This is a genomic window from Streptomyces venezuelae (assembly GCF_008642315.1).
Classification (GTDB): domain Bacteria; phylum Actinomycetota; class Actinomycetes; order Streptomycetales; family Streptomycetaceae; genus Streptomyces; species Streptomyces venezuelae_D.
Window position 1 is genome coordinate 363,641 of the sequence record NZ_CP029192.1, and the last position, 17,733, is coordinate 381,373.

General features: G+C 71.6%; 19 protein-coding genes. 11 read left to right on the forward strand and 8 right to left on the reverse strand.

Annotated features, from left to right (window positions below; all coding sequences use genetic code 11):
- Window positions 1–35: 35 nt before the first annotated feature.
- On the reverse strand, window positions 36–1,019 hold the full coding sequence (locus DEJ48_RS01680) for an SDR family NAD(P)-dependent oxidoreductase (protein ID WP_150213786.1): 984 nt from the start codon (window positions 1,017–1,019) through the stop codon (window positions 36–38).
- A 4-nt stretch (window positions 1,020–1,023) separates the two neighbouring features.
- On the reverse strand, window positions 1,024–1,623 hold the full coding sequence (locus DEJ48_RS01685) for a flavodoxin family protein (protein WP_150213788.1): 600 nt from the start codon (window positions 1,621–1,623) through the stop codon (window positions 1,024–1,026).
- A gap of 220 nt (window positions 1,624–1,843) precedes the next feature.
- Between DEJ48_RS01685 and DEJ48_RS01690 the strand changes: the two genes are divergently transcribed.
- Both DEJ48_RS01690 and DEJ48_RS01695 read left to right on the forward strand, forming a co-directional pair.
- Window positions 1,844–2,101 (forward strand): DUF6199 family natural product biosynthesis protein, encoded by a 258-nt coding sequence (locus tag DEJ48_RS01690; protein ID WP_150213790.1) that lies wholly within the window; start codon window positions 1,844–1,846, stop codon window positions 2,099–2,101.
- Window positions 2,102–2,189: 88 nt separating this feature from the next.
- Window positions 2,190–2,978 (forward strand): VOC family protein, encoded by a 789-nt coding sequence (locus DEJ48_RS01695; protein ID WP_150213792.1) that lies wholly within the window; start codon window positions 2,190–2,192, stop codon window positions 2,976–2,978.
- Here the strand turns inward: DEJ48_RS01695 and DEJ48_RS01700 are convergent.
- A complete protein-coding gene (locus DEJ48_RS01700; RefSeq protein ID WP_150213794.1) occupies window positions 2,903–3,754 on the reverse strand; it encodes a helix-turn-helix domain-containing protein in 852 nt (283 codons plus the stop codon). The two genes, DEJ48_RS01695 and DEJ48_RS01700, sit on opposite strands and share 76 nt — an antisense overlap.
- 50 nt (window positions 3,755–3,804) lie before the next feature.
- On the opposite strand from DEJ48_RS01700, the gene DEJ48_RS01705 reads away from it, so the two are divergent.
- On the forward strand, window positions 3,805–4,248 hold the full coding sequence (locus tag DEJ48_RS01705) for a DUF2000 domain-containing protein (protein ID WP_150213795.1): 444 nt from the start codon (window positions 3,805–3,807) through the stop codon (window positions 4,246–4,248).
- Window positions 4,249–4,257: 9 nt separating this feature from the next.
- On the opposite strand, the gene DEJ48_RS01710 is transcribed toward DEJ48_RS01705, so the two are convergent.
- Window positions 4,258–5,589: an APC family permease gene (locus DEJ48_RS01710; RefSeq protein WP_223832415.1), complete on the reverse strand. Its 1,332-nt coding sequence runs from the start codon at window positions 5,587–5,589 to the stop codon at window positions 4,258–4,260.
- A 216-nt stretch (window positions 5,590–5,805) separates the two neighbouring features.
- Here DEJ48_RS01710 and DEJ48_RS01715 point away from each other — a divergent pair, with 216 nt between their 5' ends.
- The gene (locus DEJ48_RS01715; protein ID WP_150213800.1) at window positions 5,806–6,240 is read left to right on the forward strand and encodes an ATP-binding protein; all 435 of its coding nucleotides are present in this window, start codon (window positions 5,806–5,808) and stop codon (window positions 6,238–6,240) included.
- A gap of 48 nt (window positions 6,241–6,288) precedes the next feature.
- Here the strand turns inward: DEJ48_RS01715 and DEJ48_RS01720 are convergent, their stop codons facing one another.
- Together DEJ48_RS01720 and DEJ48_RS01725 are read right to left on the reverse strand one after the other, a co-directional pair.
- Window positions 6,289–7,488 carry a PP2C family protein-serine/threonine phosphatase gene (locus DEJ48_RS01720; protein WP_150213802.1) on the reverse strand — a complete coding sequence of 400 codons (1,200 nt, stop codon included), beginning with the start codon at window positions 7,486–7,488 and terminating at the stop codon, window positions 6,289–6,291.
- Entirely contained in the window at window positions 7,485–9,092 is a 1,608-nt protein-coding gene (locus DEJ48_RS01725) for a sensor histidine kinase (RefSeq protein WP_150213804.1), read from the reverse strand. The genes DEJ48_RS01720 and DEJ48_RS01725 overlap by 4 nt, the downstream gene beginning before the upstream one ends.
- Window positions 9,093–9,200: 108 nt before the next feature.
- On the opposite strand from DEJ48_RS01725, the gene DEJ48_RS01730 reads away from it, so the two are divergent.
- Window positions 9,201–9,974, forward strand: coding sequence for a response regulator (locus DEJ48_RS01730; protein ID WP_190537129.1), 774 nt, complete (start codon window positions 9,201–9,203; stop codon window positions 9,972–9,974).
- 7 nt (window positions 9,975–9,981) lie between these two features.
- Here the strand turns inward: DEJ48_RS01730 and DEJ48_RS01735 are convergent, their stop codons facing one another.
- Window positions 9,982–10,629, reverse strand: coding sequence for a TetR/AcrR family transcriptional regulator (locus tag DEJ48_RS01735; RefSeq protein ID WP_150213806.1), 648 nt, complete (start codon window positions 10,627–10,629; stop codon window positions 9,982–9,984).
- Between the two features lie 142 nt (window positions 10,630–10,771).
- Between DEJ48_RS01735 and DEJ48_RS01740 the strand changes: the two genes are divergently transcribed.
- The 6 genes from DEJ48_RS01740 to DEJ48_RS01765 all read left to right on the forward strand — a co-directional run bounded on the left by DEJ48_RS01740 (window position 10,772) and on the right by DEJ48_RS01765 (window position 16,085).
- Window positions 10,772–11,401, forward strand: coding sequence for an MSMEG_1061 family FMN-dependent PPOX-type flavoprotein (locus DEJ48_RS01740; RefSeq protein ID WP_190537131.1), 630 nt, complete (start codon window positions 10,772–10,774; stop codon window positions 11,399–11,401).
- 54 nt (window positions 11,402–11,455) lie between these two features.
- Window positions 11,456–12,364 (forward strand): PDR/VanB family oxidoreductase, encoded by a 909-nt coding sequence (locus DEJ48_RS01745; RefSeq protein ID WP_150213808.1) that lies wholly within the window; start codon window positions 11,456–11,458, stop codon window positions 12,362–12,364.
- Between the two features lie 79 nt (window positions 12,365–12,443).
- The gene (locus DEJ48_RS01750) at window positions 12,444–12,962 is read left to right on the forward strand and encodes a hypothetical protein (RefSeq protein ID WP_150213810.1); all 519 of its coding nucleotides are present in this window, start codon (window positions 12,444–12,446) and stop codon (window positions 12,960–12,962) included.
- Window positions 12,963–13,110: 148 nt separating this feature from the next.
- Window positions 13,111–15,210, forward strand: a complete 2,100-nt coding sequence (locus tag DEJ48_RS01755; protein ID WP_150213811.1) for an ATP-binding protein — start codon at window positions 13,111–13,113, stop codon at window positions 15,208–15,210.
- A gap of 29 nt (window positions 15,211–15,239) precedes the next feature.
- Entirely contained in the window at window positions 15,240–15,449 is a 210-nt protein-coding gene (locus DEJ48_RS01760) for a hypothetical protein (RefSeq protein ID WP_150213813.1), read from the forward strand.
- A gap of 126 nt (window positions 15,450–15,575) precedes the next feature.
- On the forward strand, window positions 15,576–16,085 hold the full coding sequence (locus DEJ48_RS01765; RefSeq protein WP_150213815.1) for a hypothetical protein: 510 nt from the start codon (window positions 15,576–15,578) through the stop codon (window positions 16,083–16,085).
- Between the two features lie 3 nt (window positions 16,086–16,088).
- Here DEJ48_RS01765 and DEJ48_RS01770 read toward each other — a convergent pair whose 3' ends face one another.
- A complete protein-coding gene (locus DEJ48_RS01770) occupies window positions 16,089–17,720 on the reverse strand; it encodes an amidohydrolase (RefSeq protein WP_150213817.1) in 1,632 nt (543 codons plus the stop codon).
- Window positions 17,721–17,733 lie beyond the last annotated feature (13 nt).

Here is a 17,733-nt window from a genome sequence, read left to right on the forward strand (position 1 = left end):
CGAAACATTTGCGCTGGTCGGAGAGTTGGCGCGGCTCAGCGGTGACGCTGGTTGTAGGAGCGGGTCACCTTGTCGTTCATGGCGCTGCCCCAGGCCCGCACCCGGGCCGCGACGGGGTGGGCCGGCGGCGGGGTGTCCTTGCCCTCGGCCAGCGGTTCGCGCCTGCCGGTGCCGTCGGGCAACGCCCTGGCGGCCAGCGAACCGACGCGCGTGGTGAGGCCGGGCGCCACGCCGTGGGCGAGGTCCGCGGCCCGTGCCATGGGAGTCAGCACGAGCCTGACCCGCCGTCGCAGCACGGCACGGGTGATCCGGGCGGCCGCGCGCTGCGCGTTCATGGAGACGAGCGGCGCACCGGCGAGCGCGGAGAACCAGGTGTACTCGGCCGTTCGGTCGCCGCCGAACTGCGCGTGCAGGTGGGAGCCCGTCCGCATGAGGCCGGGGTAGACCGCCGTCACGCTCACGCCGTCCGCCGCCGCCTCGGCGTGCAGCCCCTCGGCGAGCACGCCCGCCGCCGCCTTGGCGCAGGCGTAGGGCAGCAGGTGCGGCACTCCCAGCAGGCCGCCCACGGACGAGATGATGCCGAGCCGCCCGCCGTGGGGGCTCTTCCGCAGGTACGGGAGGGCTTCCAGGGCCGTGTGCAGGGTCCCCTCGAACATGGTGTCCATGGCGCTCCGGAACTCCTCGGCGCCGATCGACTCCACCGGGGCGACCTGGATGACGCCCGCGTCGGCGATGACGACGTCGAGACCGCCGCGCCGCGCGTACGTGCCGCGCATCAGGGACCGCACCTCGTCCTGGTCCCTGACGTCGCAGACCACGACGTCGACGTCGGCCCGTGGATGACGTCGCAGCAGCTTGCTCCGGGCCTGTTCCAGTTCCTCGCGGTCGCGGGCCGCGAGGGTGACGGCGCAGCCGCGCGCGGCGAGCTGGTCGGCGATCAGCAGGCCCAGGCCGCGTGAGCCGCCCGTGACGCACGCCGAGAGTCCGGCCGGCTCCTTATCGTGGAGGAAGGTGGGCATGGCGTCAGCCGGCCGGGTACGGGCTGTCGTTGAGCAGCTTGGCGAGGTGCACCGCGTTGACGGCGAGGCTGTGCGTGGTGTCCGCGACTTCCTCGGGGGTCTCGTCCAGATCCTTGTAGTCGGTGCCGTGCTGTGCTTCCCCGACCCAGTAGGTGACGGCATTGGGCGCCAGGGAGAACCCGATGTCGTTCAGTCCTTGGAACACGTCGGCGCTGACCTTGTGGGCCCCGTCCTCGTTGCCGACGACGGCGACGGCGGCGACCTTGCCGAAGACGAGCGGGCGGCCCTGGTCGTCGGTTTCCGACGACTCCATGTTGAGCCGTTCGAGGACGAGCTGACAGACGCTGGAGGGGTGCCCCAGCCAGATGGGGGTGGCGATCAGGAGGATGTCGGCCTGGAGGACCTTCTCCCGCAGGGCGGGCCAGTCGTCGCCGTCCCCCAGGTCGATGCCCATCCCGGTGAGCACGTTGTGGTCGGCCACGCGGACCGTCTCCGTCGTGACGTCGAGCTTTTCGAGCTCGCGCATCACCTGGTCCGAGAGCAGCTGGCTGCTGGAGGGCGTGGGGGACGAGTTCAGGGTGCAGACCAACGACAGGGCGCGCATCACGATTCTTTCTACGAGGAGGCGGACCACGAGGTGGTGGCCGCCACGTGGTGGACATCGAGTACGTGTTCTCTCCCAGGCTGCGCACACTGTCGCGCGTACCGCCATGGGACCGACTCGGGGCGGCGGTGTCCCCGGGTACCCAGGGCCCCTCCGCGTCACACACCCGGCACGCCCGGCCGAACCGTTTTCCGTGTCGATGGCGGGGCAGTCGGACCCCATGAATCACGATGGGGTAGTTCAAGCCGCTTCTGATGGAAATCCAGCCGTCGTCCCGCTGCTGTGCCTCTTCCTGATCATGGGATTGGTGCAGGTGGTACGCCCGCAACTCTTGTGGAAGGTCAACAGGAACCTCCAGCGGGGCTGGGTGAAGGATCCCGACGCGACGGAACCCACCGCCAAGGGGTACGCGATGGAACGGGCGATCGGGGTGATCTTCCTGGCAGGCGTCGTGTGGATGCTGGTCGCGCAGGTCTGACCCGGCACAGCGCGACGCGGGGCCCGACCGTGGGGATGATGAAGCCGAAGGGACACACCAGCCCGGTCGACCTCAGAACGGTACAAAGATGAACAGCTATGAGACACCTGCCGAGGAGCGTGTCGCCAGCGGCTCGGTGGCCGGCGCGCCCTGCTGGGTGAGCCTGACCACCCGCGATCTGCTCGCCGCGCAGGAGTTCTACCACGCCGTGCTGGGGTGGGACTGGCGCATCGGCAAGCTGGGCGATCAGTACAGGTTCGCGAGCGTGGACGGGCTTCCGGTGGCGGGCGTCTCCGTCGTGGAGGCCATGGGTCTCGCGCCGGTGGCGTGGACCCCCTTCTTCGCCACGGCCGACGCGAACGAGACCGTCGCCCGCAGCCAGGAGCGGGGCGGGACGACCGCCGTGGGCCCCATCTCCTTCCCGCCCGGACGGGCCGCGCTCCTTGCCGACCGTGACGGCGCCGCCTTCGGCGTCTGGGAGGGCCAGCTCGTGAACAACTGGGAGCAGTGGCGCCGTGCGGCCCCGGTCTTCGTGGAGCTCTACACCCGCAACGCCTTCGACGCGGCCATCTTCTACGCGGAAGTGCTCGACTGGGCGTCCGAGGCGGGCTGCTGCGAGGTCCACTACGAGGACGAGAAGGTCGTGCTGCGCAACCAGGGCGACGTGGTGGCCCGCATCCACTCGGGCGCGGTGGAGTCCGCCCCCGACCCCGCGATCCGGCCGCACTGGCAGGTCCACTTCACGGTCGCCGACGTGGCGGCGTGCGCCGAGGCGGCGCAGGCGCACGGCGGGACGGTCCTTCAGGGCGGGCCCGGGTCGACGGAGACCGTCCTCAGTGATCCCGACGGGGCGCGCTTCGTCGTAGCCGAGGCGTAGCGGCCGGGCGGCACGCCCACGACACGTTTGAAGTGCCGGTTCAGGTGGGCCTGGTCGTAGAAGCCGACCTCCGTCGCCACCGCCGCGGGCGGCCTGCCGTCGAGGAGGAGCCGCCGTGCACGCTCGACCCTGCGCGCCATCAGGTACTGGTGCGGGGCGATGCCGAAGGCCGCGCTGAACGCGCGCACCAGGTGGGTGGGGTGCGCCCGCACTTCCTCCGCGGCCTCCCCCAGCGTCACGCCGTCCAGTACGCGCGCGTCGAGCAGCTCCCGCAGGTTGTGCGCCACTCCCCGGCCCGGCTCCGGGACGGGGAGCCGGGCACGGGGCCGCAGGTGCCCGCGGAGCCGCTCGCCGACGAGGGCCAGCCTGCTCTCCGCCTCCAGCTCGTCGCCGGGCCGGCCCAGAGCGCCGTGCAGCTGGCCGATACGGCGGCGCAGCAGCGGATCGGTGATGTCCGGGTCGTCCACCGCGGGGCCGATGAGGCTCGCGTCGAGAACGGGCGCGTCCAGGTACACCACGCGTTTGCGGAAGCCGTGCGCCGTGGCGGGGGAACCGTTGTGGGGCACCTGCGGCGGCAGCAGGGACACGGTGTCGCCCGGGGTGCCGCGCTCGCGTCGGTTCAGGTCGTAGCGGACCGCGCCGTCGTCGACGATGAGCAGCGTCCATACGTCGTGCACGTGCATCGGGTACGCGTGCTCGGTGAAGTGGGCGTGGAAGACCTCCACGACGCCCGGGACCCGCGGGCGCCACGCTGTGACCTGCTGCGACGACGGCACGCTAATAACGTACAAGACGCGCGCGCGGTGCTGTCGGCAGCCTGGTCCGCATGACGACGAACACCGACACACAGAACGCACCCGTCCGTTTCGACACCAAGATCGCCGTGGTGCTGCGCGACGACCTGGAGACCTGGCAGCGGCTGAACGTCACCGCGTTCCTGGTCAGCGGCCTGGGCACCCGGAACCCGGAGGTGGTCGGCGAGCCGTACGCGGACGCCGACGGCACCCCGTACCTGCCGATGTTCCGCCAGCCGGTCATGGTCTTCGAAGGAACGAAGGAGGTGGTGACGGCGGCGCACCGCCGTGCGCTGAGCCGTGATCTGCCCCGGTCGGTCTTCACCTCCGACCTCTTCGCCACCGGCAACGACCGGGACAACCGCGCCGCGGTGCGGGCCGTGCCCGCGGATCAGCTGGATGTGGTGGGCATGGCGGTGTACGGCCCCCGCAACGCGGTCGACAAGGTGCTGAAGGGCGCCCGTATGCACGGCTGAGACCGCGCGCTACTCCTGCTTCCTCGATCGGCGGCGCAGGGTGACACAGGTGGCGAGTACGCAGCCGACGGCGAACACGATCAGCCCCCGAAGCCACACCTCCGCCTCGACCTGTGTCGCGAGGACCACGCAGGACAGGGCGCCGAGCACGGGCACGACGGCGGGGGCCCGGAAGTGGTCGCGGCCGGTCTCCCCGTGGCCGGGGTGCGTGCGCCGCAGGACGAGCGCGGCCGTGTTCACGATGAAGAAGACGACCAAGAGCAGGAGCACCAGCGTGGAGGCGAGCGTGGCGACGCTGCCCGTCAGGGCGAGGAGCAGGGAGAGCGCGGTCGTCGCGGCGATCGCGGCCCACGGGGTGCGGCGTCCGGGCAGCACGCGGGTCAGGGCGCGGGGCAGCAGACCGTCGCGTGCCATGCCGAAGGTGAGGCGTGAGGTCATGATGCCCGTGAGCAGCGCGCCGTTGGCCACGGCGACCAGGGCCACGACGCTGAACACGCGTGGCGGTACGCCGCCGGCCTCCTTGACGACTTCGAGCAGCGGGCCGCTGCTGTCCACCAGGGTCTGCGTGGGCACGGCCGCCGCGGCGACGCAGCCGACCAGGACGTACACCAGTCCGGCGGTGATCAGGGCGCCGAACAGGGCGCGGGGGTAGGAGCGGCGCGGGTCGCGGGTCTCCTCCGCCACGTTGACGGACGTCTCGAAGCCGACGAAGGAGTAGTAGGCGAGGACGGCGCCGCTCAGCACGGCCGCGGTGGGGCCGCTGCCTTCCGTACCGACGTCGGCGAGGCGGCCGATGTCACCGTCGCCGCGGGCCAGGACCCATGCGCCGAGCCCGATGACGAGGACGAGTCCGCCGACCTCGATGACGGTGGCGACGGCGTTGGCCCGGGTGGATTCGCTGATGCCGCGCAGATTGAGGAGCGCGAGGGCGCCCAGGAACACGACCGCGACCAGGGCGACGGGCAGGGAGACGAATTCGGCCAGATAGTCTCCCGCGAACCCGCGCGCCAGCGCCCCCACCGAGACGACGCCGGCCGCGAGCATGCAGAAGCCGGCGAGGAACCCCACGAAGGGCCCGTACGCGAGCGTGGCGTAGTGGGAGGCGCCTCCGGCGCGCGGGAAGCGGGTGGCCAGCTCCGCGTAGGACGCGGCGGTCAGCAGGGCGAGCCCCAGAGCCACGGCGAGCGGCAGCCACACCGCGGGGCCGGACTCCGCGGCGACCTGCCCCACCAGCACGTAGACCCCGGCGCCCAGGACGTCGCCGAGGATGAAGAAGTAAAGGAGCGTGGTGGTGAGGGTCCGCCGGAGCGGGGTGCCGGGCTCCGTCGACGTGTCTGCCATGTCGTTCATGGCGCAACGTGTGCCCCCTGAACAGCCGAAACACCCACGGTGCCACCGTTTGGCCCCGCTCCGGCGTGCACCGCGGTCGACGGGCGGGGCGCGGGCACGGCAAAATCCGGTCGTGTCGGGGATGATGCTCCGGATTTTTCTGGGTAGACGGGCGTTGTGAAACAGGAGTGTTTGGTGGGCAAGGCGGACCGCGGCCGGACGGCGGGTATGAGCGACCAGCGATCGTCGGTGGGCGAGTTCCTGTCGGTGTCCGCGGCCTTCGAGGAGAGCGGGGAGATCGGCGCCGCCCGTGATCTGGCCCGCAGGTTTCTGACGGACGTGCAGGCCGTGCACGGGCTGCCGGTCTCGGTCGGGGCGATGGGCACGGTGCAGTTGGTGGTCAGCGAGATGGTGACCAACGCCCGCAAGTACGCGCCCGGACCTTCGCTGCTGACCCTGGACGTGCGGTCCGGCGCCGTCGAGATCAGCGTGTGGGACAGCAGCACCGCGCTGCCTGCGATCCTGCCGCCGGACCCGAGCCGCATCGGGCAGCACGGTCTGGAGATCGTCATGGCACTGAGCCGGAGCTTCACGGTGCACCGCGAACCGGTGGGCAAGCGGATCACCGCGGTGATCGAGCTGGCGGAGAACTCCCCGCTCTGATGCCCCGGGCCGGGCACGCGGCTGCGCCCGGGGGACCGGGTCCTCCGACTACTCCCGGCCGGGTGTGCCGCCACTCCCCCAGTCCAGCCGCAGCACCGCGAGGTCGTCGGAGTGCCGTCCGGCGTTCAGTGCGTGCGTCTCCTCGATGAGGCGGTCGACGTGCTCGGCCGGGTCCGCCGTCGGCAGGCCCCCGATGAGTTCGAGCAGCCCGTCCACGCCGAGCCGTTCGCCCGTGGCCCCGTTGTGTCCCTCGGTGAGTCCGTCGGTGTAGAGGGTCAGGGCGCCGGACGCCGGGAGCGGGACGACGGTGGAGGGCCACCTGCGCAGTCCTGGGACGACGCCGAGGGCGATGCCGTGCGCGGCCGCCAGTTCCTGGGTGCCCGTCCCGGTGGTGAGCAGGGGTTCGTGGTGCCCCGCCAGGTGGAGCGTGGCCGTGGCGGTGCTCTGGTCGAGGGTCAGGAGCGTGCACGTCGCGAACAGGTGCTGGCTGCCGCGCTCGGCGATCAGGATGCGCTCCATCAGGTGCAGCAGGTCGTTGCCGCGATGCCCGCCGAGCACGAGCGACCGCCAGGCGATGCGCAGGAAGACACCCAGTGCGGCGGCGTCGGGGCCGTGCCCGCTGACGTCGCCCACGACGGCGTGCAGCAGCCCGTCGTCGCCCTCCACGACGTCGAGGAAGTCACCGCCGAGCAGCGCCCAAGCGGCACCGGGCAGATAGCGCGTGGTGACCCTGACCGTCGAGGTGTCGAGGATGGGCTGGGGCAGCAGGCCGCGCTCCAGGCGTGCGTTCTCCTCCGCCCGCAGCCGGGCGGCCTGGGCCTCGGCGTTCGTACGTTCGGTCTTGCTGCGGTAGACCGCGTAGCGCACGGTCCGGTGCAGCAGGTCCCCGTCGACCTTGCCCTTGACCAGGTAGTCCTGGGCTCCGGCGGCCATCGCGTTCGCGCCCGCCTGGGCCTCGGAGAGCCCGGTCAGGACGATCACCGCGGTGTGCGGTGCCAGGTGCCGGACCGCCGTGACGGCGTCGATGCCGGAGACGTCGGGCAGGTGCAGGTCGAGCAGGACACAGTCGATGGGGCTGCCGGACAGTTCGGCGCGCGCCTCGGCCAGTGTCGTACGCGTGGTCAGCTCGAACCGCAGTCCCGTGTCGTGGAGGAGCTCCTCGACGAGCAGGGCGTCGCCCTGGTCGTCCTCGATCAGCAGGACGCGGTACATCTGCTCGTCAGGGACGGCTGAGACGATTGAGGTCATGGTGCGTGCTCCGCGCCGGCGCGGGTGGCTTCCGGCAGGGTGGATGGGCCGATGACTTCCGGGGGCTCGGGCGCCAGGGTGAAGACGAGACGGGCGCCCTTGGTGTACTCCGGGTCCACTGCGATGGTGCCGCCGTGGAATTCGACGATCTTCTTGCACATCGCGAGGCCGATGCCGCTGCCGCTGTAGGCGTCCTTGGTGTGCAGCCGCTGGAAGATGACGAAGACCTTCTCGGCGTAGTCCGGTTCGATGCCGATGCCGTTGTCGGCGACGGTGAAGCGCCACAGGTCGCCCTCCCGCTCCGCCGTCACGCGGATCTCCGGCGGTGTGCCCGCCCGGCGGAACTTGACGGCGTTGCCGATGAGGTTCTGCCAGAGCATGCCCATCTGGGTGGGGTCGGCGATCAGCGTCGGCAGCGGATCGTGGGTGACCGTCGCGCCGGACTCCTCGATGGCGACGCTCAGCGTGGACAGGGTGCGGTCCAGCACCGTGTCGAGGTCGACGCTCTGTTGGGCGTTGTGCAGTCGCCCCACCCGGGAGAAGTCGAGCAGGTCGTTGATGAGGACCTGCATGCGGTTCGCCCCGTCGACCGCGAAGTCGATGTACTGGTCCGCCCTGGCGTCGAGCTGTCCCGCGTAACGCCGCTGGAGGAGCTGGGTGAAGCTGGAGACCTTGCGCAGCGGCTCCTGGAGATCGTGGGAGGCGACGTACGCGAACTGCTCCAGTTCCGCGTTGGAGCGCTGCAGTTCCGCGGCCTGCGCGTCCAGGCGCAGGCGCGCCTCCTCGCTGTAGGCCAGTTCGCGCACGAGTCGCCGGCGCATGAAGTCGATCTCGGCGCTGAGCCGGCGCAGGTCGGCGGGGCCCGTCGGGGTGATGGCGTGGTCGAACTCTCCCCCGGCGATGGTCCGGGCCTCCGCGCCGAGTTGCTCCAGCGGCCGGTTGATGCCGCGGCGCAACCCGTCGAATACAAGAGCGGTGAGGAGGAGGATGAGGGCCCCGATGGAGACGAACACCCAGTTGCGCAGGGTGGTCGTGGCCATCAGGTCGTCCCTCGCCCGGGCCCGTTCGGTGCGCAGCCGCTCCTGCTGGACGTCGAGCGCGTCCCGCACCCGGTCGAAGGCCTTCTTGCCCTCCGCGGCCCGTTCGGAGGCCAGCGACGAGGGCGCGCCGGGCGGCGCCGCGGCGACCGGCCGGGCGAACCTCTCCTGCCAGCCCGCGACGGCCTCCCGCACGGCCGACAGGTTCTTCCTGCCCTCGGAGTCGTCCTCCAGCAGGTCGGCGAGGCGGGCCGTGCTCGCCTTCTGTTCGACGAGGCCGCGCCGGTAGGGCGCGATGAACTCCGGCGTGCCGGTGAGCCCGTACCCCCGAATTCCGGTCTCCTGGTTGAGGATGGCCGTTTCCAGGCGGATCGCGGTGGTCAGCGCGGGTGAACGGACATCGACCAGGTCTCTGCTGATGGTGGCGGTGCGCGAAAGGACCCACGCTCCCGTGGCCCCGAGCAGCGTCAGGATCGCCAGGGACAAGGCCACCCCGACACGGAGCCATCTCCGTGTCGTCCACGTGGAGAGCGCTCCCACGCGCGGCCGCCCTTCTTCGCCGGTCATCCTCTGGACTCCTAGTTGCGACAGCCGCATTGAGGTTGCGGCCCGCATACTCTAGAGGCTGACAACACTTGTTGTCGCCAGCAGTCACGGGGACCTAGAGTGCCTCACATGTCAGGCATGAATTTCGAGTTGCGAGCCACTCCGCAGGAGACGGCCGCCATCGCCGACTCGGCGGTCGGCGCTGTCGCGCAACGCCTCGCCTGGCAACTCCTCGACGGACCCGAGCACCCGGCGGCATCGGACGACCCGGCGCAGGCGCTGCTCCTGCTCCATGTGCTCGACCAGTTGCAGCAGGCCACCGAGCGGCTCCAGCGGGAGGCCGCCGGGGCCGCCGCCGAAGCGGGCGCCGGCTACCCGCAGATCGGCGCCGCGTGCGGCATGACCCGCCAGGGCGCACGGCGTCGCTGGCCGGGGCTCTTTCACCACTCCCCCGACAAACGCACGGAGCGTTCCATGATGACGACCCCCGCCCGCCCCTTCGACGTCCTGCTGGTCGAAGACGACGTCGCCGACGCGATGCTCATCGAGGAGGCACTCTCCGAGCGCGGGGCCCGCAACCTGGTTCAGGTCACCGACGGCGTCGCCGCCCTCGAGCACCTGCGCACCCCGGGCACCCCGCGGCCCGACCTCATCGTCCTCGACCTCAACATGCCGCGCATGAACGGCCGGGACCTCCTGAAGGTCCTCAAGGCGGACGAGGACCTGCAGACCATCCCCGTCGTCGTCCTCACCACGTCCACCGCCCCGGAGGACGTGACCGGTGCGTACAGCAGTCACGCCAACGCCTATGTGACGAAGCCCGTCAACCTGGAGGAGTTCGAGACGGCCGTGCAGAGCATCGACGCCTTCTACCTCGACACCGCCACCCGGCCCCGCCCCTGACCGTCGTTCACGGAGCCGACGCGGCCGGGCCACCCGTCAGATAGCGGGTGAGCATCGTGACGAGCTCGTCCTCGAACCGCGCCCGGTCGACGTCGCCCGGCCCCGCCATCACCCTGTGCACCACCGTCTCCACCGTGGAGACGACGAGCCGGGCGGCGACGTCGACGTCCGCGACCCGCACCTCGGGATGGTTCCGCAGCAGCCTGTGGGCGTAGGCGATGCTGCGCCTCTCGTTCTGTGCCACGCGCTCCAGCAGCTCCGGGGCGCGGGGGCCCTGTTCCATCATCACGCGGAGCAGCTGCGGGTCGTCGCGGTGGCTCTCGATCACGCTCCGGACGTAGGAGCGCATGATGCTCCCGACGGATTGCGTCCGCAGTCCGTCGAGGTCCGGCTGGGCCGCGTCGATGGCGGCCATCCCCGCGTCCAGGTGCCGGATCAGCAGCTCGACCAGGATCGCGTCCTTGTTCGGGTAGTACTGGTACAGCGATCCGATGGAGACCCGGGCGCGCTCCGCGATCCGGTTGGTGGTCCCCGCCGCGTACCCGTACTCGGCGAAAACGTGAGCAGCCGCGTCGAGGATGCGCTGCCGGGTCAGCTCCGCCCGGATCTGACGAGGCTGTTTACGCGGCTGCAGGCCGCGTCGGTCGGACGCCATCACACCTCCTGAGAGGGCCCGTGAATGCGAGTAGCGGGGACCCGAGTAATTGCTCACAATACTGGCATGAGCTGCGGCGATGCGGGGGAGGCCCCTGCGGCCGCACACCGTCGTCCGTCGTCGTCCGTCCGAGGAAGCCACCATGACGCATGCCCCCGCACGCCCCCGACGGGTCTCTCCGCACGAGGTGCTGGCTCGGCTCGGGCAACCCGACGCCATGATCAAGGAGAAGGTGAAGGACCGTATCGATGACTATGTACGGCACTTCATAGCCCACTCGCCGTTCCTGACGATGGCCACCGCGGACGCGGCCGGACGCGCCGACTGCTCGCCGCGCGGCGACTACCCCGGCTTCGCGAAGGTCCTCGACGAGCGCACCCTCGCGCTCCCCGACCGCCCCGGCAACAAGATCGCCGACTCCTTCCGCAACCTCGCGGAGAACGACGGCGTCGGGCTGTGCTTCTTCGTCCCCGGCATCCGTGAGGTGCTGCGCGTCAACGGCAGCGGTTACGTCACAGACGAGCCCGACGTGCTGGCCCGGATGCGCATCGAGGCCAAGCGGCCGGACCTGGCGATCGTCGTCGAGGTGGCCGAGGTGTACTTCCACTGCGGGCGGGCGCTGGTCCGCTCCCGGTTGTGGGATCCGGCGAGCCAGGCGCTCGCCGAGGGCCTGCCGTCGATGGGCGAGATGGCGGCCGCGCAGTTCGGTGTCGACGTGGACCCGAAGCTCCTGGAGGCGTCCCTGGAGGACGCCTACCGCAAGCTCTACTGACCGCGCCGCCCGCCCGCACCGACACCCGCCCCCACAGCCACAGAGGAACCACCGATGCAACAGACCGTCGTCGAGCACATGGACCGGGTCGCCGAGGACGTCGTCGCCCTCACCCTGCGTGCCACCGCGGGTGACCTCGCCCCGTGGGACCCCGGCGCCCACATCGACCTGTCCCTGCCCAACTGGCTGGACCGGCAGTACTCGTTGTGCGGGGATCCCGCCGAGCGGGACGCCTACCGCGTCGCCGTCCGGTACGACCCGCTCAGCCGGGGCGGCTCGGAGTACGTCCACCGCTTCCTGCGCCCGGGCCGCGCCCTCGGGGTCTCCCTCCCCCGCAACCACTTCCCGCTCGTCCCCGCCCCGCGCTACCTGTTCCTCGCCGGCGGCATAGGCATCACGCCCCTGCTTCCCATGATGCGTGCGGCGGCGGCCGCCGGGGCCCCCGCGACGCTGGTCTACGTGGGTCCCTCGCCGGCCACCATGCCCTTCGCCGACGACCTGCTCCGCTCCTACGGGGACCGGGTGCGGATCGTGGAGACCGGGCGGCACGGCAGGCCGGACCTCCATGCCCTCGCTGCCACGCTGCCGGCCGACGCGCTGGTCTACTGCTGCGGGCCCGCGACGATGCTGGCGGCGGCCGAGGCGGCGTTCCCCGCCGAACGGCTGCACGCCGAACGCTTCCAGCCGGTGGCCAGGACCTTCGGGCCCGACACGGCGTTCGAGGCGGTCTGCGCCCGGTCCGGGGACACCGTCACCGTACCGGCCGACGAGTCGCTGCTCGATGCCCTCGCCCTGTCGGGGCGCCCCCTGCCCGCGGGCTGCCGCGAGGGCATCTGCGGCAGCTGCGAGATCACCGTGCTGGACGGCACGCCCGAGCACCGCGACGACATCGGCGCGCCCGAGGGCCGGATGTTCCCCTGCGTGTCCCGCGCCGTCTCGCCCCGCCTCGTCCTCGACCTCTGAGGACAGGTCGGCGCGTGCCTGGCCGGGGCGGGCGCACGGGCGTACGTTGCCCAGGAGGGCCGGGGAGGAGGTCGGGAACGTGTCCCGAGAGCCGACCGAGGACGAACCGACCGAGGACGACATCCGTCGCGCGCTGGAACTCGCCGAACGCACGCCGAGGCCGACGCCCTTGTACTCCGACGACCTGGTCGAGGCCGACGTGCTGCCGCTCCAGGAGTTCCTGCGCGCCCGCCTGGCGGAGCTGGAGGGCCGGTGGCCGATGGGCAGCGACGAGCGCTTCGCCGCCCGTGCCCTGACCAGCGCGATGCTGTCCACGGCCATGCGGCTCACCGAGGAGATCACGACCTGGCGCCAGGCACTCGCCGAGGGACGCGGCGAGGAGCCCGGCCTGCTCCAGACCCTGCGGCGCGACATCGGGCACGACTTCAACCAGTTGGTCTGGGCCGCCCAGCAGTGGCGGGCGCACCCGGACCACGAGCGCTGGCGACCCCGGCACTACCTCAACGCGGCCCATCTGGCCTCCCTCCTCGGGCCGAGGAGCGGCGACACCTCCACCGACGCCGTCCGCGGGCCCTACGGCCACGAGGCGCACCCGTGAGGCGCCCCGTCCTCGGTCGGCCGTCCTGGCCTGAACCCTCCCACCAACGGATGTCTCCACGCGCTTTCCGAGTCTTGATCGCCGACATGAGGCATCCTCGTGACGGGCGACGCTGCCCGTGACGAGGACGGGAGGGGTTCCGCCACCGATGCGAGACGTGCAGGGGCTGGACACGGGCGGGTCGTTGCCGGCGGAGCCCTCGGGGTTCGTGGGGCGCGTGCGCGAAGTGGAGGCCGCCCGTACCCGGTTGGCGTCCCACCGGATGGTCACGCTGCACGGCCCCGGCGGAGTCGGCAAGACGCGCATGGCGTGGCAGGTCGCCGCGCGGGCCGGTCTGGCGCACGGGAGCCGGTGGGTCGATCTGGCGTCGGTGCGCGACGGTGCGCTCGTCGGGCAGGCGGTCATCACCGCGCTCGGGCTGCAGGACCAGACCGGTCGCTCCTCGGTGGCGGTCCTGACCGAGAGCCTCGCGGGCCAGGACGTACTCCTCGTACTCGACACGTGCGAGCACCTGCTGGACGAGTGCGCGTCCTTGGCGGGCGCGCTGCTGGCGGCGCTGCCCGGGCTGCGGATCCTGGCCACGAGCCGGGCTCCGCTGGAGGTGCGCCAGGAGAGCGTCGTGCCGGTCGGGCCCATGTCGACCGGCCCCGACGGCGACGCGCTCGCCCTGCTCACGGCACGTCTGGAGCAGGCGGGGCGGGCGGAGCCCTCGCCGAACCGGGTGCCCGCACACGACGAGCCGGACGAACTCGTCGTTCTCTGCGACGCGTTGGAGGGCATCCCCCTCGCCATCGAGCTGGCCGCCCCGCTGCTGCGGTCCGCCTCGGCACGGCAGCTGAACCGGCAACTCGCCCAGCGCCTGGACCTCCTGTCGCCGGACACCCCGTCCGACACCGACCTGACAGCCCTACGTCCGCGGCATGCGGGACTGCGCACCAGCATCGGCTGGAGCCACGAGTGGTGCACCCCGCACGAACGGCTGCTGTGGGCCCGCCTCTCGGTGTTCCCGGGCAGCTTCACGATGACGGCGATGGAGTTCGTCTGCACGATCAAGCCGCTCTTCGGGTACGACCTGACCGATACCCTCGCCTCCCTGGTGAACAAGTCCGTCGTGCTGCGCGAAGGGCCGCCGGGCGCCCGGCGCTACCGCATGCTGGACACGATCCGCGAGTACGGCGCCGAGTGGCTGAAACGCTGCGGCGGGCAGGACGAACTGCGGCTGCGGCACCGGGACTTCTACCGTCACCTGGCCCTGACCGGCGGAGAGAGCTGGCTGGGCCCCCGACAGCCCGAGGTGTACCGGCAGGCGGCCGCCGAGCACACCAATCTGCGCGCGGCCCTGCAGCACTGCCTGCTCACCGACACGTCGGCCGCACTGCACATGACGGCCGACCTGTTCTACTTCTGGTTCGCGTGCGGCAACCTCCGCGAAGGACGGCACTTCCTCGACGCCGCCCTGGACCTGGACCCGGAGCACGAGCCCGGCAGAGCGCGGGCCTTGTGGGTGTGCGCCGTCGTCTCCTCCTGCCAGGGCGAACACCGCGTCGCGCTTGAGCGGGCCACCGAGGCCCTGGAGCTGGCCACGCGCACCGACGACGAGCCCGCCCGGGCGTGGGCCACCTACGCACAGGGACTGGCACTCACCCTCCAGGGGGACACCGGCCCCGCCCAGGAACGGTTCGCCGTGGCCCTCCCCCTCGCCGAGACCGCGGGCGAGGAGATCGCCGGGCTGCTCTGCATGGCCTCCCACAGCTATCTCCTCATGGCGCTCGGCGAACTCGACCGGGCCCGGGCCCTCGCCGAGCGGGTCATCGCCCGCGCCGCGCCCACCGAGGACATCTGGGCCCGCTCCTTCGGCCACTACGTGATCGGCACGCTCGACACGGTCGACGGACACCCCGCCCGCGCGATCCCCTCCCTGCGCACGGCACTGGAGGCGAAGTGGCTCCTCGATGACGCCTACGGCATCGCCATAACCCTCGACACCCTCGCTCTCGCGGCCGTCGACGACGGGCAGGTGGAGTGGGCGGCGTGGCTGCTGGGGCTGGGCGATCAGGTGTGGCGGAAGGTCGGCGTGCCCCAGCTGGGCTCCCCCGACATGGTTGAGCGGCGCAGGACCTGCGAACAGCGGACCCGCGACGCATTGCCCCCGTCGGTGTACGAGCATCACCACCGGGCCGGTTTCACTCTGGACACCGCACCGGGCGAGGTCCCGGTGCACCTGCGACAGCCCTACCTCCTCGCGTGACCCACGAACCGGGCGATCGTTGGCAAACCATGAACAATACGACGCGTGTACTGACCGCCGTCGCCCTCACCGGCGCCGCCGCCCTGTCCTTCTCCGGCGTGGCGCAGGCCCAGACTCCGGACCGGCAGAACCCGCTGCCGGTGGGCGACGTGGCGAAGGACCTGCTCGGCGTCTTCAACGACAGCGTCGCGCCCGCTCTCGACAAGCAGGCGGACGACCTGCTCCACCGCGGCAAGTAGCCGCCCGCCGCTCCTTCCGCTTTGTCCTCTGGCCCGGGAGCGCGGATGCGGGCACCATCTCTCCTTGCTCCACCTGCACCACAGCCGACCCACCGTCAGCACGGTCACCAGCAGGGAGGAACCCCCATGCGCACGCGTTCCGCGCTCACCGCGCTCGCGCTCATCACCGGCGCCCTGATCGCCCCCGGCTTCGGCGTCCTCACCTCGGCGACGGACGCCCTCGCCGCCACCAAGATCAGTCATGCCACCGCGACCTCGATGTTCCGCTCGGCCGGTGTCACCTGGTCGTCGTCCGGCGGGTGCTCGGACCGCTCCAACCCGACGTGCACGTCCTTCGAGCAGCTCAACCTCGCCACCGCGCAGGGCGCCCAGACCCTCAAGAGCGCCAGCGGGTGCGGTCTCAACATCACCGGCGGCACGGAGACCGGCCACGCGAGCGGAACGTATTCGCACTGGAACGGATACAAGCTCGACTACGGCAAGAACACCTGCATCACGAACTACGTCAAGAACACCTTCACCTACATCGGCCCGCGCGGTGACGGCGCCCCGCAGTACAAGTCGGGCTCCGGCAACATCTACGCCGACGAGGGCAACCACTGGGACGTCCTGTACTACAACTGCGGCGGCTGCTGACCCCTACGCGACCTGTACCCCTTCGATGAACGTCATCCTGACCTCGGTGGCGTGGACCTGCGTGATCGGTACTTCGAAGGGGTTCCGGTCGACGACGATGACGTCGGCGAGCATGCCGGGCTCGATGCGTCCGACGCGGTGCGCCATGCCCTCCTGCCGGGCGGCGTTGACCGTGAACAGGTCGAAGGCCTCCGTCAGGCCGATGGCCTGGGAGGGGCCGAGGCGTTCGGCGCTTCCTCCAGGTTCCTGCCGGGTGACGAGCGTCTCCATGGCCGCCCACGGGCTCACCGAGGGCACGACGCACCAGTCCGAACCCGCCACGACCAGCGCGCGGGCATCGAGCATCTCGCGGACCGGCCAGGCGCGTTCGACGGCTTCCCGGCCGACGGCGGCCTCGATGTCGGAGCAGATCGGCGAGGGCCGCCACAGGTAGGGCGAGACCTCGAAGGTCGCGCCGATGCGGGTCGCCCGTTCGATGTCCGGCTTCGACACGAACGAGCAGTGGCCGACGTTGTGCATGCAGGAGCTGGGGCCGTTGGCCGTGCGGGCGGCCTCGATGGCGTCGAGCGCCGCCCTGGCCGCCGCGTCACCGGCCGCGTGGAACTTGACCGTCAGGCCCATCCGGTCGAACCGGGTCACCGCCTGGTCGAGCACGGCGGGCGCCACCACGAGCATGCCGTGCCGGCCCGCCTCGTCCCCGCGCCCCTCCACGGTGTCCGCGTACGGTTCGAGCATGGCGGCCGTGTGACTGTCGGTCGGTACGCCGTCGAGGAAGATCTTCACGCAGTCGGGCTTGATGCGGGCGCTCGCGTGGAGATTGCGGTACGCGATCACGTCTTCGCAGGCCGGGTCGTACGGCGACCACACCAGGCTGAGACGTACGCGCTGCCGGACCGCGCCCCGCGCGGCGAGCCGCGTGTAGGCACGCAGTTCGGCCCGCGGCCCCGCGGTGAAGCCGACCGCGGCTTCGGTGAACGAGGTGATCCCGTACGACAACATCTCCCCGAGCGCCCACTCGAGCGCCGCCTCGACCTCGTCGTCGTCCGGCGTGGGAGCCGCGGCGGCGAGCAGGTCGACGGCCGCCTCGCGCTGTATACCGCTCGGCGCGCCCGCCGCGTCCCGCTCGAAGATGCCGCCCGCCGGGTCGGGTGTGCCGGGGCCTACGCCCGCGATCCGGAGCGCCGCGCTGTTCGCCCACGAGCTGTGTCCGCTGGTGTCCTCCAGGAGGACCGGGTGGCCGGGTGCGACGGCGTCGAGCATCGTACGGTCCGGGGTGCCGCCGAGGGCGTACGCGTCCCACTGCCCGCCGAGGATCCACGCGCCGGGTGCGGCGCGGGAGACGTGCTCGGCGACGATGCGGAGGGTGGCTGCGAGGTCGGAGCCCTGCGGGATCTTGCAGCGCCGTTCGCGGACCCCGGCGTAGATCGGGTGGACGTGCAGGTCGTGCAGGCCGGGCAGCACGGTGTCGCCCGCCAGGTCCCGCACCCGCGTCTTCGGCCCGCGCCGGCCCAGTACGTCCGCGCGGGTGCCGACCGTCTCGATGACACCGGCGCGCACGGCGAGCCCCTCGGCCCAGCCCGACGGCGTCTTGACGTGTCCGCCCACGAGGATCAGATCCGCGTACGGCTCGGGCATGGCGCCCCACCTC

Bases quoted from the DNA above. Each gene is read 5' to 3' on its own strand.
- DEJ48_RS01725 (WP_150213804.1), bottom strand. From the start codon at position 9,092: ATGACCGGCGAAGAAGGGCGGCCGCGCGTGGGAGCGCTCTCCACGTGG.
- DEJ48_RS01695 (WP_150213792.1), top strand. From the start codon at position 2,190: ATGAACAGCTATGAGACACCTGCCGAGGAGCGTGTCGCCAGCGGCTCG.
- DEJ48_RS01720 (WP_150213802.1), bottom strand. From the start codon at position 7,488: ATGACCTCAATCGTCTCAGCCGTCCCTGACGAGCAGATGTACCGCGTC.
- DEJ48_RS01770 (WP_150213817.1), bottom strand. From the start codon at position 17,720: ATGCCCGAGCCGTACGCGGATCTGATCCTCGTGGGCGGACACGTCAAG.
- DEJ48_RS01745 (WP_150213808.1), top strand. From the start codon at position 11,456: ATGCAACAGACCGTCGTCGAGCACATGGACCGGGTCGCCGAGGACGTC.
- DEJ48_RS01705 (WP_150213795.1), top strand. From the start codon at position 3,805: ATGACGACGAACACCGACACACAGAACGCACCCGTCCGTTTCGACACC.
- DEJ48_RS01685 (WP_150213788.1), bottom strand. From the start codon at position 1,623: ATGCGCGCCCTGTCGTTGGTCTGCACCCTGAACTCGTCCCCCACGCCC.
- DEJ48_RS01740 (WP_190537131.1), top strand. From the start codon at position 10,772: ATGACGCATGCCCCCGCACGCCCCCGACGGGTCTCTCCGCACGAGGTG.
- DEJ48_RS01680 (WP_150213786.1), bottom strand. From the start codon at position 1,019: ATGCCCACCTTCCTCCACGATAAGGAGCCGGCCGGACTCTCGGCGTGC.
- DEJ48_RS01765 (WP_150213815.1), top strand. From the start codon at position 15,576: ATGCGCACGCGTTCCGCGCTCACCGCGCTCGCGCTCATCACCGGCGCC.
- DEJ48_RS01730 (WP_190537129.1), top strand. From the start codon at position 9,201: ATGTCAGGCATGAATTTCGAGTTGCGAGCCACTCCGCAGGAGACGGCC.
- DEJ48_RS01760 (WP_150213813.1), top strand. From the start codon at position 15,240: ATGAACAATACGACGCGTGTACTGACCGCCGTCGCCCTCACCGGCGCC.
- DEJ48_RS01755 (WP_150213811.1), top strand. From the start codon at position 13,111: ATGCGAGACGTGCAGGGGCTGGACACGGGCGGGTCGTTGCCGGCGGAG.
- DEJ48_RS01715 (WP_150213800.1), top strand. From the start codon at position 5,806: ATGAGCGACCAGCGATCGTCGGTGGGCGAGTTCCTGTCGGTGTCCGCG.
- DEJ48_RS01710 (WP_223832415.1), bottom strand. From the start codon at position 5,589: ATGGCAGACACGTCGACGGAGCCCGGCACCCCGCTCCGGCGGACCCTC.
- DEJ48_RS01690 (WP_150213790.1), top strand. From the start codon at position 1,844: ATGAATCACGATGGGGTAGTTCAAGCCGCTTCTGATGGAAATCCAGCC.
- DEJ48_RS01735 (WP_150213806.1), bottom strand. From the start codon at position 10,629: ATGGCGTCCGACCGACGCGGCCTGCAGCCGCGTAAACAGCCTCGTCAG.